Raw genomic sequence first — 16,153 nt, 5'->3', positions numbered from 1 at the left:
TGAGGGTCCCGCGGCCGGGCCGTGTGGTCGCGGTGGTCAAAGTCGGCGGCCGTCCTCCCGGCACCCGCAATGTCCGAGCTCCGTCAGACCCCCCGCTGCCGCAGCGAGGACCCCGTTCTCCCCTTGACGACCTCCAGCCGGGCGTGGATCCGCCGGCGCAGGTCCGCGACGTGGCTGACGATGCCGACGCTGCGGTCGCGTTCGCGCAGGGAGTCGAGGACGTCCAGGACCTCGTCCAGGGTCTGGTCGTCGAGGCTGCCGAAGCCCTCGTCGATGAAGAGGGTGTCCAGGCGGATGCCGCCCGCCTCGTCGGTGACCACGTCGGCGAGGCCGAGGGCGAGGGCGAGCGAGGCGAAGAAGGTCTCGCCGCCGGACAGGGTGGCCGTGTCGCGTTCGCGGCCGGTCCAGGCGTCCACCACGTGCAGCCCGAGCCCGCTGCGGCCGCGTCCCGTGCGGTCGTCGGAGTGGACCAGGGTGTAGCGGCCCGACGACATGCGACTGAGGCGGACGGTCGCGGCGGCGGCGACCTGTTCGAGACGGGCCGCCAGGACGTACGACTCCAGGCGCATCCGGCGTTCGTTGTCGGCGGACGTGCCCGCGGTGAGGGCGGCGAGCCGGGCCACCCGTTCGTACTCCTCGCGCAGCGGGGCGAGCCGGCGTACCGCCGCGGTGGCCCGCGCGGAGAGGCGGTCCAGCTCGGTGCGGCAGCGGGCGGCGGCGTCGCGGGCGGAGGCGGCCTCGCGCAGCCGGCGGTCCGCGGTGTCCGCCGCGCGTTCGGCCGCGGTGAGGTCGGCGGGGGCCTGCCGGGCGGCTGCCGCGGTGTCCGCCTCGGCGAGGACCGCGCGTACGGTGGCCTCCTCCTGCTGCCAGGCGTCCAGGCGGTGCTGCAGTTCGCGGTGGGCGGCCGGGTCGAGGAGGGCCGCGGCGGCGGCCCGGGGCGTGTCGAAGCCCGCCCGGTAGGCGGCGTCGGCGAGACGGGCGTCGGCGTCCTTCAGCCGCCGGGCGGCGTCCTCGGCGGCCCGTACGGCGTCGGCGGCCTCGGTGAGCAGTGCCGTCTGCCGCTCCAGCCGCGCCGCCCGTGCGGCCACGCTGTCGGCGCCGCCCAGCGCCTGCGTCAACTCGGTGTGCAGCTGGGCCTGTTCACGCTCCAGGGTGTCCCGGCGGGTGAGCCGGGAGGCCGCTCGTACGGCGGCGTGGTGGCGGTCGTCGAGTCGCTGTTCACGCTCGCGCTCGGCCTGCCGCAGCTCCTCCTGGGCGGAATGCAGTGCGGAGGCCTCGCGGCGGACGCGGGCGTACTCCCGCTCCAGTTCGCCGGCCTCGGCGGTGAGCCGGTCGGTGGGTGTGTCGCCGGCCTCGGCGGTGGCGGCGGCCAGTGCCTCGCGGACCAGCCCCAGGCGCCGCTCGTCCTCGGCCTGCCGTTCCCCGGCCTGCTGGTGGGCGGCGAGGGCGGCGTCCTCGGTCTCCCGGTCGACGTGTCCGGCGACCTTGCGTGCGGGTGCGGGGTGTTCGGTGGCTCCGCAGACGGCGCAGGGTTCGCCGTCGCTGAGGTGGGCGGCGAGTTCGGCGGCGATGCCGTTCAGCCGCTGTTCCTTGAGGTCGAGCCAGTGGGCGCGGGTGTCGAGCGCGTGCTGGTGGGAGGCGTCCGCGCGCTGCCTGGCCTGTTCCAGGTCGGCGGCGAGCCGGTCGCGGGTGCGGGCCGCGTCCAGGCGCCGCTGCATGGGGGCGCGCTGGACGGCGAGCTGCTCGGCGCGGGTGGCGGCCTCCTGGGCGGAGTCGATGCGGGTCCGAAGCTCCGCCCGGGTGCCGTCCCAGGCGGCCAGCCAGGCGTCGGCCTCCCGCTGGACGTCGTCGTCGGCGCGCTCCTGCCGGTCGAGCGCGGCCCGTTCGTCGGCGAGTTCGGCGAGCCGGCGTTCGGCGCGCCGGGCCGCGTCGAGTCCGCCCAGCTCCTCGGCGGTCCGGCGGGCGGCGGCGGCCAGTGAGCCGGCGTCCGCGTCGGCGTGGGAGCCGGGGAGCAGTCCGCGTACGCGGGCCTCGGCCGTGGCGGCCCGGCGGTGTTCGGCGTCGGCGGTCTCCCGCAGTTCCAGCGCGGGCGCGACGGTCTCCGCCTTACGGGCCCGTGCCATGCGCTCCTGCGTCTCCCGGTGCGTGCCGGAGCGCTCCTGGAGCCGCTCGGCACGCTGCCGGGCCTCGGTGAACCTGCTCTGCAGGCGGGCGAGTTCACGCGCCTCGTCCAGGCGGCGCCGGGCCGCGGCGTGGGCGGACTCGGCGGCGGCGAGGCGGCAGTGGGCGACGGCGAGGCGTTCCCGGGCCGTGCTGCGGGCGATCGCCGCGGCGCCGAGCACGGTCTCGGCCAGGCCCGGGTCTCCGGGGGCGAGGTCGGGCAGCTCCATGGCGTCGCCCGCCTCCTGCTGCATGCGGTGGGCGTCGGCGAGCAGGGCCGTGTCGCCCTCGCGCACGCGTGCCTCGGTGGCGCGGCGGCGTTCGGCCAGGCGCTTCTCGACGTCGGCGAAGCGCTGGGTGTCGAAGAGCCGGCCGAGGAGCCTGCCGCGTGCCTCGGCGTCGGCGCGCAGGAAGCGCGCGAACTCGCCCTGGGGCAGCAGGACGACCTGGCAGAACTGCTCGCGGCTCATGCCGAGCAGCTGCTCGATCTCGGTGCCGATCTCCTGGTGGGAGCGGCTGAGGTCCTTCCAGGCGGCCCGCCGGGCGTCGTACTCGCGCAGCCAGGTCTGGGCCTTGTCGACGGTCATGCCCTTGCCCCGCAGCTTGGGCCGCTCCCACGGCGGCTGCCGGGTGATCTCCAGGCGGCGTCCGGCGACGGTCAGCGCGAGGCGGACCTCGGTGCGGGTGGCCCGCTCGGCGTGGTCGCTGCGCAGGTTCATGCCCTGGCCGCTCTGCCGGGCGCCGGGGACGGAGCCGTACAGGGCGTAGCAGACGGCGTCCAGGACGGAGGTCTTGCCCGCGCCGGTGGGGCCGTGGAGCAGGAAGAGCCCGGCGGTGGACAGCGCGTCGAAGTCGACGGTGTGGGAGCCGCCGAAGGGGCCGAAGGCGGTGATGTCGAGCCGGTGCAGCCTCATCGGGCCACCTCCCGGACGGTGTGGTCGGCGCGGACGGCGTCGAACGCCTCGCGCAGCACGGCCGCCTCGTCCTCGTCGGGTCCGGCGCCGCGCACATGGGCGACGAAGTCCTGGGCGATCTCCTGGTCGCTGCGGTCCGCGAGGCGCCGGGCATAGGACACGCCCGTCTCGTCCGCGGTCCGCTCGGGGGCGAAGACCAGGCTGAGGGTGTGCGGGAAGCGCTCGGTGAGCCGGGCCATGGGGTCGGCCGGGCGGACCGGGTCGGTGAGGGTGGCCTCCACCCAGGCGTCCTCGTGGCGGGTCAGCCCGGGGTCGGCGAGGAGGTCGTCGAGGGTGCCGCGGATGCGGGCGAGCGGGCGCGGCACCGGACAGTCGAGGCGTTCGGCGGTGACCGAGCCGGCCGAGTCCAGGTCGATCAGCCACATGCTCTTGCGGTGGTCGGCCTCGGAGAAGGAGTAGGCGAGCGGTGAGCCGGAGTAGCGCACGCGGTCGGTGAGGGTCTGGCAGCCGTGCAGATGGCCGAGCGCGACGTAGTCGACGCCGTCGAAGACCCCGGCCGGTACGGCGGCCACGCCGCCCACGGTGATGTCCCGCTCGCTGTCGCTGGCCTTGCCGCCGGTGACGAAGGCGTGGGCGAGGACGACGGAACGCGTGCCCCCCGCGCGCGTGGCGAGGTCGGCGCGGACGCGGTCCATGGCGGCGCCGAGGACGGCCTCGTGTGCCGCCTTGTCGACGGCGAACTCGTCCTTCACGAGGGCCGGTTCGAGATAGGGCAGGCCGTAGAAGGCGACGTCGCCGTGCGCGTCGGGCAGGACGACCGGGGTGCCGGCGGCGGCCGGTTCGGTGCGCAGGTGGATGCCCGCGCGGTCGATGAGTCCCGCGCCGACGCCGAGCCGGCGGGCCGAGTCGTGGTTGCCGGAGATCATGATCGTGGGCACGCCGAGGTCCGCGAGCCGGTGCAGGGCGGTGTCGAACACCTCGATCGCGGCGAGCGGGGGCACCGCACGGTCGTACACGTCGCCCGACACGACCACCGCGTCCACCTCGCGCTCACGCACGGTGGTGACGAGGTGACCGATGAACTCGGCCTGGGCCCCGAGCAGGTTCACCCGGTGGAAGGCCCGGCCGAGGTGCCAGTCGGACGTGTGCAGGAATCTCATGAGCCCCGAGACTAACGGCCGGGTCCGACAACACGGCCGGTCACTGCCGTACCGGACCGGCACGGCCGTCATCCGACAAGCCCCTTGCGGGCGTTATGCCCGATTAGCGGCAATATTCAGGCGTCTCCGTAGGCTTCGCCGCCCAGTTCGAACCCGGCCGTGCCCGCCGTCACATCGGCGAGCCACGCGCGGAAGGCGGCCACGTCGGCGTCCGGGAGGCCGATCTCGATGGTGACCGCCTCGCCGTAGCGGACGTCCCGCACGTCGCGTCCGGTCGCGTGCAGCTCGTTGTGCACCTTGCCGGCCCGCTGGTGGTCGACGGTCACCGTGGCCAGCCGGAACCGGCGCCGGGTGAGCGTGCCGAGCGCGTCCAGCGCCTCACCGACCGAGCCGCCGTAGGCGCGGATGAGCCCGCCGGCGCCCAGCTTGACGCCCCCGTAGTAGCGGGTGACCACGGCGACCACGTACCGCATGTCGCGGCGCAGCAGCATCTGGAGCATGGGCACGCCGGCGGTGCCGCCCGGTTCACCGTCGTCACTGGCCTTCTGCACGGAGGCGTCGGCCCCGATGACGTACGCCCAGCAGTTGTGGCTGGCGTCGGCGTGCTCCTTGCGCACGGCGGCGACGAAGTCCTGGGCCTCCTGCTCGGTGGCGGCCGGGGCGAGGGCGCACACGAAACGGGAGCGGTTGATCTCGGTCTCGTGCACGCCCGCGCGGGCGACCGTGCGGTACTCGTCCTGCATCCGGCCAGCCTATGTGAACACCAGGACGCCTCCCGGTCACCTCTTCCCGCCGCGCGCGACCGTGACGGAGGTGAGCAGGGCGCCGCCCGGGGCGAGGGCCGGCCAGCCGGGTCCGTGCCAGGCCAGCACGGCGATCGCGCAGGTGGGGAACTTCTCCCGGACCCGGTCCAGCGTGTCGTCGAGGCCGTCGGAGGCCAGCGCCCGCACCAGTTCCTCCAGGCCCGGGTTGTGCCCGACCAGCAGCAGCGTCCGCACGTCCGCCGGCGCCTCGCGCACGACCTCCAGCAGGTCCGTCACGCCGGCCGCGTACAGCCGCCGGTCGTAGCGCACCGGCGGCGGGGTGGCCCACTCGGCGGAGACCAGCTCCCAGGTACGGCGCGCGCGTACGGCGGTGGAGCACAGGGCGAGGTCGGGCAGGGAGCCGGTGGCGAGGGCGCGGCCGGCCGCCGGGGCGTCGCGCAGCCCGCGCGGGGCGAGCGGCCGGTCGTGGTCCGCGACACCGTCGGGCCAGGCGGACTTGGCGTGCCGCAGCACCACCAGCCGGCGCAGCGGGCCGGCGCCCGCCGGACCGCTCACGCGGGGCTCCCGATGTCGCGCACGAGGTCCAGGGCGAGCAGGCGGTCGGCGTAGGCGTAGGTCTCGAAGCGGGCGCCGTCGGCCAGTTCCGGATCGCCGGCCACGTCCCGGAGCACGTCCAGCACCCCGGGCAGGCCGAGGTCGTCCTCCCAGGCGGTGCGCAGCCGTGTCCGTACCGCCTCGGGCACCGGCCGCGAGGGCCGGCGTGCCCAGCCGGCCACCGCCCGCCGCCAGTCGGCGAGCTGCCCGGCGGCCCGGGCCAGGGCGGCCCCGTCCAGGCGCACTGGGTCGTCCCGGCGGACACCGAGCAGGGCGAGCCGCAGTGCGGCGGGGTCGCCGAGGAGGTCCGCGGGAGGCGACGCGGGCCCGGCCCACACCACCGGCGCCACGGCCATCACCGGGCCCTCGCCCGGCGCGGTCGCGGGATCCCCCGTCATGACGTGGATCGCCTGTGCCGCGCCGAGCCCGGAGGCGAGGTCGCGGCCGTCCTCGAAAGGGCGGATGGCGAGCCGGGTGGCGGCCGTGCGCAGCTCGGGCTGGTCGCGGGGCGCCGCGAGGATCGTCCAGACCGGCGTGCCGCCCAGTTCCAGGGACCGCACGAGCAGGTCGGCGGTGAGCAGCACCCGCAGGGCCGTCGGGTCCAGGCCCGGGGCGTGGACCTCGATCCGGGTCAGGCCGCGGCGGGCGGGGGCGGCGGGGACGGGCTCGCCGGTTCGGGCGTCGAGGATCTGCAGCACGGGCCGAGCGTAGGCGGGCGGACGGCCGTATGCAGCGGCTTTGCACCGATTGCGATCAGCGTGGCGGGGTACGGCGGGAATCCGTACCCCGGCGGGCGCTGTTGCCGGGGGCACACGGTTCCCGACGTCAAATAGGAGGTACCCGATGTACGGCGACGAGGCGACGGTCCGCAGGATCCTGACCGGGCTGGGCGACACCTGGGCGGTGGTCGGTCTGTCCTCGAACCGCGGCCGGGCCGCCTGGGGGGTGGCGCAGGTGCTCCAGCGGTTCGGCAAGCGGATCGTACCGGTGCACCCCAAGGCCGAGACGGTGCACGGCGAGCGCGGCTACGCCTCGCTGGCGGACATCCCGTTCACGGTGGACGTGGTCGACGTGTTCGTGAACGCCGGCCTGGCCGGCGCGGTGGCGGACGAGGCCGTGTCGAAGGGCGCCGGGGCGGTGTGGTTCCAGCTCGGAGTGGTCGACGAGGCCGCCTACGAGCGGACGCGGGCGGCGGGGCTGGAGATGGTCATGGACCGGTGCCCGGCGATCGAAATTCCTCGCCTCACTCTGTGACTCTTCTCCTTCATCACAATTGTCCGCTGAATATTGACATTCTCCCGACCCTCCTGACCTGTGCGAAAGCTGTAGCCAAGACAGGCAAGATCCCGGGTCAAGTTTTGGAAAACAGTCTTTTGCCGAAGCGGAATACCTTCCTAGCCTGTGGCCTCCTTGCTCGTTAATTCTGCGTTCACGAACTGAGAGGCCACTTGACATGGCGAAAGTCGACGCCTTGCCACAGGCCAAGACGGACCCCGGCGGTCTGCGCCGGGATGTCGGACTGATCGGCCTGATGTGGGCCTCCGTGGGCTCCATCATCGGCTCGGGCTGGCTCTACGGCGCCGAGAAGGCGGTCGTGGTGGCCGGCCCCGCGGCGATCATCTCGTGGGTTATCGGCGCGGTCGCGATCGTGCTGCTGGCGCTGGTGCACGCCGAGCTGGGCGGCATGTTCCCGGTGGCGGGCGGCACCGCCCGCTACCCGCACTACGCGTTCGGCGGCCTGGCCGGCATGTCCTTCGGCTGGTTCGCCTGGCTGCAGGCCGCCACCGTCGCCCCGATCGAGGTCGAGGCGATGATCGGCTACGCCGGTCACTGGCAGTGGGCCCAGAGCCTGCAGCACACCGACGGGACGCTGACCGTCAGCGGCTTCCTGACGGCCGTGTTCCTGATGGCCGTCTTCGTCGGCGTCAACTTCTTCGGGGTCCGGGCCCTGGCCCACACCAACAGCGCGGCCACCTGGTGGAAGATCGCCGTCCCGCTCGGGGCGATCTTCATCATCGCCGCAGGCAACTTCCACGCCGGCAACTTCACCTCGGAGGGCTTCGCGCCGTTCGGCGCCAAGGGCATCCTCGGCGCCATCAGCACCAGTGGCATCATCTTCGCGCTGCTCGGCTTCGAGCAGGCCATCCAGCTGGCGGGCGAGAGCCGCAACCCGAAGCGCGACCTGCCGCGGGCGACCCTCGGCTCGGTGGCGATCGGCGCGGTGATCTACATCCTGCTCCAGGTCGTCTTCATCGCCGCGCTGCCGCACGCCTCCTTCGCGCACGGCTGGGCCAAGCTGGACTTCGCCGGCATCAGCGGTCCCTGGGCGGGCCTGGCGACCCTGGTGGGCCTCGGCTGGCTGGGCTGGGTGCTCTACATCGACGCGATCATCTCCCCCGGCGGCACCGGCCTGATCTACACCACCGCCACCTCGCGCGTCTCCTTCGGCCTCGCCAAGAACGGCTACGCGCCGAAGGCGTTCGCCAAGACCGACAAGCGCGGCGTGCCGTGGTTCGGCCTGGTCATGTCGTTCGTCACCGGCGTGGTCTGCTTCCTGCCGTTCCCGAGCTGGCAGGAGCTGGTCGGCTTCATCACCTCGGCGAGCGTGCTGATGTACGCCGGCGCGCCGCTGGCCTACGGCGTCTTCGCCGACCGGCTGCCGCACCACGAGCGCCCGTACCGGCTGCCCGGCGGCAAGATCATCTCGCCGCTGTCCTTCGTGGTCGCCAACCTCATCATCTACTGGGCCGGCTGGGACACGCTGTGGCGGCTGGGCTTCGCGATCCTGCTCGGCTACGTGCTCCTGGGCTCCTACGCCTGGTACGCCACGGCCAAGCGGCTGCCCGACGCGCCCCGGCTGGACTTCAGGGCCGCGCAGTGGCTGCCCGGTTACCTCGTCGGCCTGGGCGTGATCTCCTGGCTCGGCGGCTTCGGCGGCCGGGGCACCATCCCGCTGTGGTGGGACATCGCGGTCGTCGCGGCGTTCTCCCTCGTCATCTACTACTGGGCGAAGGCCACCGCGTCGACGTCCGAGGCGATCGAGCGCAGCATCGACGAGGTCGTCGTGACGGACATGCCCGCGCACTGACCCGCACCAGCGCCGGCGCCGGCACCAGCACCAGCACCAGCGCCGGCTCCAACACCAGCACCGGTGTCCCGTCGGCCCGGCCGGCGGGGCACCGCCGTGCCGTGGGCTGACGGGACACCGTCATAATGCTCGCGTGACGTTCTCCCCCCACCCCAACTCCCCCTCCGCTTCCCGTTTTCCGGTCGTCGTCGTGGGTGCCGGGCCGGCCGGTCTGGCCGTCGGCAACATCCTGCGGGCCGCCGGTGTCGGCTGCCTGGTCCTGGAGACCGAGAGCAGGGAGTTCATCGAACAGCGGCCACGCGCAGGGGTCATCGAGGAATGGGCCGTACGCGGCCTCGAACGGCGCGGGCTGGCCGGCCGCCTGCTGGAGCGGGCCGAACGGCACTCCGAGTGCGAGTTCCGCTTCGACGGCCGGGCATACCGTTTCGCCTACCAGGAGCTGACGGGACAGCACCACTGGATCTACCCTCAGCCGCTGCTCGTGACCGATCTCGTGCGCGAGTACGCCGACGTGCGCGGCGGCGAGATCCGCTTCGGCGTGCGGGACGTACGCCTGCACGACGTGCACTCGGACCGGCCCGCCGTCTCCTACACCGACCCGGCGACCGGCGAACGGCACATGGCGCACTGCGACTTCGTGGCCGGCTGCGACGGCGCCCGCGGGGCGAGCCGGGCGGCGCTGCCGCCGTCGGCGCGGATCTCCCGGCACGACTACGGCATAGGCTGGCTGGCGCTGCTCGCCGAGGCGCCGCCGTCCGCGGACCGCGTGCTCTTCGGCATGCACGCCGGCGGGTTCGCCGGGCACATGCCGCGCAGCCCCGGTGTGACCCGCTACTACCTCCAGTGCCCGCCCGGCGACGACCCGGACGACTGGCCCGAGGACCGGGTCTGGGCGGAGTTGCAGCAGCGCCTGCGCGCGGCCGGCCGGCCGCCGCTGACGGAGGGGCGGCTGCTGGAGAAGCGGGTGCTGGACATGCACAACTACGTGGTCGAGCCGATGGTGTTCGGCCGGCTCTTCCTGGCCGGAGACGCCGCGCACCTCGTCGCGCCGATCGCCGCGAAGGGCATGAACCTCGCCCTGAACGACGCCTTCCTGCTCGGCGACGGTCTCGTCGCGTATCTGGCCGAGGGCGACCGCACGGGGCTGGACGGCTACTCGGCGGCGTGCCTGCGCCGGGTGTGGGACTACCAGGAGTTCTCGGAGTGGCTCTCCGAGGTCTACCACGGCACCTCGCACGGCGATCCCTTCCGCGCCGGCACCACGCTGGCGAGGCTGCGCCGGCTGTTCGCCTCACCGGCCGCGGCGGCGGCCTTCGCCGAGCAGTACCTCGGCACGGCGGGCATGTACTGAAAGCCGAGCCGGCGGCACCCGGACCGCGGCCGGCACGCACCCGGACAGGTCAGGCGCGGCCGGGTCCCAGGTCAGGGACGGCCGAGCCCCGGGTCGGGGACGGCCGAGCCCCAGGTCAGGGACGGCCGAGCCCCAGGCCGGGGACGGCCGAGCTCCTGGTCAGGCGCGGCCCAGTCCCTCCAGCACCACCGCGCCCGGCAGCTGCGCGAACGCCTTGCCCGGCACCAGCAGCTTGCCCCGCCGGCGCCCGCTGCCGACCAGGACGTACGGCAGGTCGACGACGGCCGGGTCCACCAGCACGGGCCAGCCCGTCGGCAGTCCGATCGGGGTGATGCCGCCGTACTCCATGCCGGTCTCGCCGGTCGCCGTCTCCATCGAGGCGAACGACGCCTTGCGCGCCGCCAGTTGACGCCGTACGACGCCGTTGACGTCGACCCGGGTGGTGGAGGGCACCACGCAGGCGGCCAGTGTGGTCTCACCGGCCCGCCTGCCCTCGACGACGACGCAGTTCGCCGACCGCTGGAGCAGGTCGCGGCCGTAGTGCTCGACGAAGACGGCCGTGTCGGCCCACTGCGGTTCGGTGTCGACGAACAGGATCGCCTCGGCCGGGACGGACCCCTGCCAGTCGCGCACGGCGTCGGCGACGGGGGCGGTCAGCTCGTCCAGGCGGTCGGGGGCGGGGGCGACGGTGTCGAAGTCTCCGATGGGGGCGCGCATGACCGCACGCTAGCAAGACCCGTCCGGCCGGCGTAGCGGCGTCTCACGGCACGGGCGGTACGGACACGGCCATCACCATCTCCATCGGGACGCCGCCCTGATTGCCGTACAGATGGGGCACGTTGGCCTCGAAGGACGCGCTCGCGCCCGCCGGGACCCGGTACTCGGTCCCCTCGACGGTGAGGGTCAGCTCACCCGCGGTGACATGGACCAGTTCGACGGTGCCGCCGGGGTGCGGCTCGGAGGGGCTGCTCTCCCCCGGCATCAGCCGCCAGTCCCACATCTCCAGCGGCCCCGGAGCCTCCGTGCCGGCGAGCAGCCGGCTGAAGCTGCCGGCCTCGGTGTGCCACAGCCGTACGGCCCGTTCGGCGGGGACGACGCGGACCTTGGGGCCCTGCTCGTAGTCGAGGAGGGTCGTGACGCTGACGCCGAGCGCGTCGCCGATCTTGACGACCGTGCCGATGCTGGGGTTGGTGCGGGCCTGCTCGATCTGGATGAGCATGCCGCGGCTGACACCGGCCCGGGCGGCGAGCGCGTCCAGCGTGAAGCCACGCACCGAGCGCCAGTGCTTGACGTTGCGCGCCAGGGACTGGGTCAGGAGTTCGAGGTCCGACACATCGTGTCCAATATTCGGGAAGTTCAATATTTTGGATGCTGAAGTTCAGTGAACGGAACTACGGTGAGCTGCACCCGATCGTTCACCGAACTGTACTGCGAGGCCGGCCGTGACAGCACTCTTCGCCCTGACCACCAGCCTGCTGTGGGGGCTGGCCGACTTCGGCGGCGGACTGCTCACCCGGCGCATCCCGGCGCTGACCGTGGTGGTCGTCTCGCAGTCGATCGCGGCGGTCGTGCTGGGCGCGATCGTGTTCGCCACGGGCGGCTGGAGCGAGGCCGGCCCCCGGCTCTGGTTCGCGTTCGCCGCCGGCCTCGCCGGGCCGGTGGCCCTCCTCTCCTTCTACAAGGCGCTCGCACTCGGCCCGATGGGAGTGGTCTCGCCGCTCGCCACTCTGAGTGTCGCCGTGCCCGTCGGCGTCGGGCTCGTCCTCGGCGAGCGGCCGGGACTCCTCCAGGCGGCGGGCATCGCCGTCGCCGTGACCGGCGTCGTCCTCGCGGGCGGACCGCAGCTGCGGGGCGCGGCCGTGCAGCGGCGGGCGATCCTGCTCACGCTGGTCGCGGCGCTCGGCTTCGGCACCGTGTTCGCGCTGATCACGGAGGCTTCGACCGATGTCACCGGCCTCTTCCTCGCCCTGTTCGCGCAGCGGCTGACGAACGTCGCGGTGGGCGGGGCCGCGCTCGCCGTCTCGGTCCGGCGCGGCGGTGCCGCGGTACCGGGCGGCGGCTTCCCCTGGTCCTCGGTGCCGGCGCTGGCCTTCGTCGGACTGGCCGACGTGGCGGCCAACGGCACGTACGCGATCGCCGCCCGCAGCGGTCCGGTCACCGTCGCGGCCGTGCTCGCCTCGCTGTACCCGGTGGTGACCACGCTGGCCGCGCGCGGCGTGCTCAGTGAGCGGCTGCGCGCGGTCCAGACGGCGGGAGCGGGACTCGCCCTGCTGGGCACGCTGCTGCTGGCCACCGGCTGATCCGGTGCGGCCGGCGGTGCCGGACCGGTCCGCCCCGGCGGGTCGGGCGGGTCCGGGTCAGCCTTCGGGCTCCAGCGTGGCGAGCCGGGCCACGGCGTCCTCGTCCAGGTCGGCCAGCGCCCGCAGCTGATCGGGGGTCATGCCGTCCGGGATCGGCACGGGGGCGGGCGTGCGCAGCGGCGGCTGCCAGCCCTCGTCGGGTGTCCAGCGCCGTACGACCCGGGCGGGCGCCCCCGCCACCACCGCGTGGTCGGGCACCGTGCCCCGGACCACCGCGCCGGCCGCGACGACCACGTTCCGGCCGATCCGCGCCCCCGGCAGGATCACCGCGCCGGTGCCGACCCAGCAGCCCGGGCCGATCTCGACCGGCTCCATCCTCGGCCACTGCTTGCCGATGGGCTGGTGCGGGTCGTCGTAGGAGTGGTTGGTGGAGGTGACGTAGACGTACGGGCCGAAGTAGCAGTCGCTGCCGATGGTGACGGTCGTGTCGGCGATGACGTGGCTGCCGCGGCCGAGGACTACGCCGTCACCGATGGTCAGGATGGGATCGGGACCGAGGTCCAGATCGGGCATCAGGCCCGCGGTGAGGGTGACCTGCTCGGCGATGATGCAGTAGGAGCCCAGCCGGATCCACGGCTCGCCGAAGACCGTGCCGAGCGGGAAGGAGAGCCGGGTGGCCTCGCCGATCGAGCCGAACCGGAAGCGGCCGGGGTTCTCGGCCGTCACCGAACCCACGCGCCGCACCCACGACCAGCCCGTGTGCACGGCACGCTGCACCAGGTGACGTCGCCAGGACGAGAACGTGTTCTTGCGCTTGGGCACGAGGTCACGTTACTCACCGGTCGCCCGGCGGGAGAGGCCGGGCTGCTGTGATCTACGCCCCACCCGATGTCGTACGGTGCCGTGTACTGCCGACACGAGGAGACGGTGATGACGCGGAAGGCGCTGGTCGTGGGTATCGGGGGCAAGGAGCCGCGGGTCGATCCGGAGGCGTTCGTCGCGCCCACGGCGTCCGTGATCGGGGACGTCACGCTGCACGCCGGGGCCAGCGTCTGGTACGGGGCCGTCGTCCGCGGGGACGTCGAGACGATCACCGTGGGGGCGCAGGCCAATGTGCAGGACAACGTCACGCTGCACGCCGATCCCGGGTTCCCGGTCACCGTCGGCGAGCGGGTGTCCATCGGGCACAACGCGGTGGTGCACGGGGCCACCGTGGCGGACGACTGCCTCATCGGGATGGGGGCGACCGTGCTGAACGGGGCGGTGATCGGGGCGGGCTCCCTCGTCGCGGCCCAGGCACTGGTCCCGCAGGGCATGGTCGTGCCGCCCGGATCGCTGGTCGCGGGGGTGCCGGCGAAGGTGAAGCGGCCCCTCACCGAGGAGGAGCGGCAGGGAGTCACCCTCAACGGCACGCTCTACGCGGATCTGGCCAAGGCACACCGCGACGTGCACGGATAACCAGCCGGAGGGGGCGCGCCCCGGCGCACCGGGCGGTGCAGGCGCAGCCGGCCGGCGGGGGGGGGGCGGCCTTGCCGGGGCCGACTGGGGGGGGCGGGCCTGCCGGGGCCGACTGGGGGGCGGGCCTGCCGGGGCCGGCGGGGCGGGCCTGCCGGCCCGGCGCGGCGGCGGCACCGGGGCGGCCCCCGTCGTCGAACGCGCGGGGTGCCGTCACTCCCCCGCGCCGACGGGTTCCGCGTCGCGCTCCACGGTCTGGGCCTGGGCCTTCTTCGCCTTGCGCTTCAGGACCAGCATCGAGGCGAGACCGATCAGCACCGCCACGGCCAGGCCCAGGTACGAGAAGCGCTTGAGCCAGTCCTCGGCGACGGTGCCGACGTAGTAGATGACGGCCGTGGTGCCGCCGGCCCAGCAGATGCCGCCGAGCACGTTGGCGGTCAGGAACTTCCAGTACGGCATGTGCAGGACGCCCGCGAGGGGGCCGGCGAAGATGCGCAGGAGGGCGACGAAGCGGCCGAAGAAGACCGCCCACATGCCCCACTTCTCGAACGACCGCTCGGCGGTGGCCACATGGCCCGCGCTGAAGTGGCGTGGGAACTTGTCACCGAGCCAGGCCAGCAGGGGGCGTCCGCCCTTGCGGCCGATGGCGTACCCGATGGAGTCGCCGATCACCGCGCCGGCGGTCGCGCACGCGCCGAGGACGACCGGGTTGATGCCCGTGTGCTGCGAGGACATCAGCGCCGCGGAGATCAGGACGATCTCGCCCGGCAGCGGGATGCCCAGGCTCTCCAGACCGATCACCAGGGCCACCAAGGCGTAGACGGCGACCGCAGGCACCGAGTCGAGCCATTCCTGGACGTGCACCGCCGGGTCCTCCCCTGTCGCTGGTCCTGCTCCGGCTTTCCGGGCCGCCGCATGTAAAGGGCGTCCCAAGGGAAGGCTACCTGGTCGGTGGTGAACGGCTGCCCGCTCACGCCCGCCCGGCGGCACCGTCCCGCCCCCACCCCTTACGTTTCCGGACATCCCCGTGTCACGCGGGAGGGGAAGGCTCCCACGCGGTATCGCCCGGCCCGCTCTCCCCAGGCCCCGCCGTGGGCCCGCCGCGGAAGGACGACGTCCCCGTGTCCCCACTGTCCCCGATCCGCTCGCTGCCTTCGCCCTCGCCCCCGCTCCCTCATGCCTGCTCCGCGGCGACCGCCCCAGGTCCCGGGAGCCCTGGGTCCGGGAGCCCTGGGTCCGGGAGCCCTGGGCGTGGGAGCCCTGGGCGTGGGGTCCCCGCCGCGGCGCCGGGCGCCGGGTCCACGGCGCCGGACCGTCCGGTGGCCCGGAGGGCGGCCCGGCCGGTGCGGCTGGTCCTGTGCCTGGCACCCCTGTTGTTCGCCGGGGGCTGGGCGGCCGCCAACCGGCCCGTCGTGTACGAGGGGGTCCGGCGGCTGGTCGCGGCCGATCCCGGGTGGCTGCTGGCCGCGGCCGGCTGCACCTGCCTGACCTGGGTGGCCGCCTCCTGCGTACGGCAGGGTGCCCTGCCCGAGCCGCTGCCGCCGGGGCTGCTGCTGGCCTCGCAGTTCGCCGCCGGTGCCGCCAACCACGTGCTGCCCGGCGGCCTCGGCGCCCATGCCGTGACGCTGCGCTTCCTGCGCCGGCGGGGCGTGCCGCTGGAGCGGGCCACCGCGTCGATCGGGCTGTACTCGCTGGTCAGGTCCACCGCGAAGACGCTGGTGCTGCTGGTGTTCCTGGCGGTGTCCCCCGCCTGGCGGCGCCTGGGGGGCCTGGTACCGGACGGGCGGCTGCTGGTGCCGCTCGCCGCCCTCACGGGCGGGACGCTCGCGGTGGCGGGAGTGCTGCTGACGGTCGTACGGCCGTTGCGGCGGCCGGTGACCCGGCTCCTGCGCTCCGCTCTGGCCGACGCGCGTGCGGTCCATACCCGGCCATGCCGGGTGCTGGCTCTGTGGGGCGGGGCCGTCGCGATGCCGCTGGTGCAGGCGGGCACGCTGGCGTGCGTCGGCGCCTCGCTCGGGCTGGGACTGCCGTGGGAACAGGTGGCGCTCGCCCAGCTGGCGGCGGGCACGGCCGTGGGGGCGGTGCCCGCGCCGGGCGGGTTCGCGGTGGACGCGGCACTGGTCTGGACGCTGGTCGCCTTCGGCTCCTCGCCGGCGGTGGCGACGGCCACGGTGATCGGCTACCGGATGCTCATGGACTGGGTGCCGTTGGTGCCGGGGGCGGTGGTGCTGTCGGGACTGATCCGGGCGAAGGCGTTGTGAGCCGCGGCTGCGGCGGGACCGGATGCGCGGCCCTCGTCGTCCGGCCGGCGGCCCGCTCGGCGCATCGTGCACGGCCGGCGGGCACCGCGCCGTCCGGCCCGCGACC

The 16,153-nt window shown here is 74.2% G+C and carries 15 protein-coding genes; 6 read left to right on the top strand and 9 right to left on the bottom strand.

The features are described from left to right. Window positions 1–83: 83 nt before the first annotated feature. From GT045_RS01315 to GT045_RS01295, 5 genes are all read right to left on the bottom strand, one after another. Complete coding sequence (locus GT045_RS01315; RefSeq protein WP_161333029.1) at window positions 84–3,074, bottom strand: SMC family ATPase; 2,991 nt, start codon at window positions 3,072–3,074, stop codon at window positions 84–86. Beyond that, window positions 3,071–4,234 carry an exonuclease SbcCD subunit D gene (locus GT045_RS01310; protein ID WP_161333028.1) on the bottom strand — a complete coding sequence of 388 codons (1,164 nt, stop codon included), beginning with the start codon at window positions 4,232–4,234 and terminating at the stop codon, window positions 3,071–3,073. The genes GT045_RS01315 and GT045_RS01310 overlap by 4 nt, the downstream gene beginning before the upstream one ends. 116 nt (window positions 4,235–4,350) lie before the next feature. After that, entirely contained in the window at window positions 4,351–4,977 is a 627-nt protein-coding gene (locus GT045_RS01305; protein ID WP_161333027.1) for a YigZ family protein, read from the bottom strand. A gap of 36 nt (window positions 4,978–5,013) precedes the next feature. Then, window positions 5,014–5,553: a histidine phosphatase family protein gene (locus GT045_RS01300; protein ID WP_161333026.1), complete on the bottom strand. Its 540-nt coding sequence runs from the start codon at window positions 5,551–5,553 to the stop codon at window positions 5,014–5,016. Further along, window positions 5,550–6,290 carry a hypothetical protein gene (locus tag GT045_RS01295; RefSeq protein ID WP_161297660.1) on the bottom strand — a complete coding sequence of 247 codons (741 nt, stop codon included), beginning with the start codon at window positions 6,288–6,290 and terminating at the stop codon, window positions 5,550–5,552. Before GT045_RS01295 ends, GT045_RS01300 begins: the two co-directional genes overlap by 4 nt. A gap of 145 nt (window positions 6,291–6,435) precedes the next feature. Here GT045_RS01295 and GT045_RS01290 point away from each other — a divergent pair, with 145 nt between their 5' ends. The 3 genes from GT045_RS01290 (at window position 6,436) to GT045_RS01280 (ending at window position 10,031) form a co-directional block, all read left to right on the top strand. Continuing rightward, window positions 6,436–6,846, top strand: a complete 411-nt coding sequence (locus GT045_RS01290) for a CoA-binding protein (RefSeq protein WP_161333025.1) — start codon at window positions 6,436–6,438, stop codon at window positions 6,844–6,846. 199 nt (window positions 6,847–7,045) lie between these two features. After that, a complete protein-coding gene (locus GT045_RS01285; protein WP_161297658.1) occupies window positions 7,046–8,680 on the top strand; it encodes an APC family permease in 1,635 nt (544 codons plus the stop codon). A 133-nt stretch (window positions 8,681–8,813) separates the two neighbouring features. Next, window positions 8,814–10,031, top strand: coding sequence for a 4-hydroxybenzoate 3-monooxygenase (locus GT045_RS01280; protein WP_161333024.1), 1,218 nt, complete (start codon window positions 8,814–8,816; stop codon window positions 10,029–10,031). 159 nt (window positions 10,032–10,190) lie between these two features. Here GT045_RS01280 and GT045_RS01275 read toward each other — a convergent pair whose 3' ends face one another. Both GT045_RS01275 and GT045_RS01270 read right to left on the bottom strand, forming a co-directional pair. Then, a complete protein-coding gene (locus tag GT045_RS01275; RefSeq protein WP_161333023.1) occupies window positions 10,191–10,748 on the bottom strand; it encodes a YbaK/EbsC family protein in 558 nt (185 codons plus the stop codon). A gap of 43 nt (window positions 10,749–10,791) precedes the next feature. Then, a complete protein-coding gene (locus GT045_RS01270) occupies window positions 10,792–11,364 on the bottom strand; it encodes an XRE family transcriptional regulator (protein WP_161297655.1) in 573 nt (190 codons plus the stop codon). A 109-nt stretch (window positions 11,365–11,473) separates the two neighbouring features. Here GT045_RS01270 and GT045_RS01265 point away from each other — a divergent pair, with 109 nt between their 5' ends. Continuing rightward, the gene (locus GT045_RS01265) at window positions 11,474–12,331 is read left to right on the top strand and encodes a DMT family transporter (protein ID WP_161333022.1); all 858 of its coding nucleotides are present in this window, start codon (window positions 11,474–11,476) and stop codon (window positions 12,329–12,331) included. A 57-nt stretch (window positions 12,332–12,388) separates the two neighbouring features. On the opposite strand, the gene GT045_RS01260 is transcribed toward GT045_RS01265, so the two are convergent. Next, complete coding sequence (locus GT045_RS01260; RefSeq protein WP_161333021.1) at window positions 12,389–13,153, bottom strand: acyltransferase; 765 nt, start codon at window positions 13,151–13,153, stop codon at window positions 12,389–12,391. A 108-nt stretch (window positions 13,154–13,261) separates the two neighbouring features. Here GT045_RS01260 and GT045_RS01255 point away from each other — a divergent pair, with 108 nt between their 5' ends. Further along, window positions 13,262–13,789, top strand: a complete 528-nt coding sequence (locus GT045_RS01255) for a gamma carbonic anhydrase family protein (RefSeq protein WP_161297652.1) — start codon at window positions 13,262–13,264, stop codon at window positions 13,787–13,789. A gap of 210 nt (window positions 13,790–13,999) precedes the next feature. Here GT045_RS01255 and GT045_RS01250 read toward each other — a convergent pair whose 3' ends face one another. Beyond that, entirely contained in the window at window positions 14,000–14,650 is a 651-nt protein-coding gene (locus GT045_RS01250) for a DedA family protein (protein ID WP_161295151.1), read from the bottom strand. Between the two features lie 455 nt (window positions 14,651–15,105). Here GT045_RS01250 and GT045_RS01245 point away from each other — a divergent pair, with 455 nt between their 5' ends. Further along, entirely contained in the window at window positions 15,106–16,047 is a 942-nt protein-coding gene (locus GT045_RS01245; protein ID WP_345942518.1) for a lysylphosphatidylglycerol synthase transmembrane domain-containing protein, read from the top strand. Window positions 16,048–16,153 lie beyond the last annotated feature (106 nt).

The sequence above is a fragment of the Streptomyces sp. SID486 genome, assembly GCF_009865385.1.
Lineage (GTDB): Bacteria > Actinomycetota > Actinomycetes > Streptomycetales > Streptomycetaceae > Streptomyces.
This window is presented reverse-complemented; position numbering and strand designations above follow the sequence as displayed.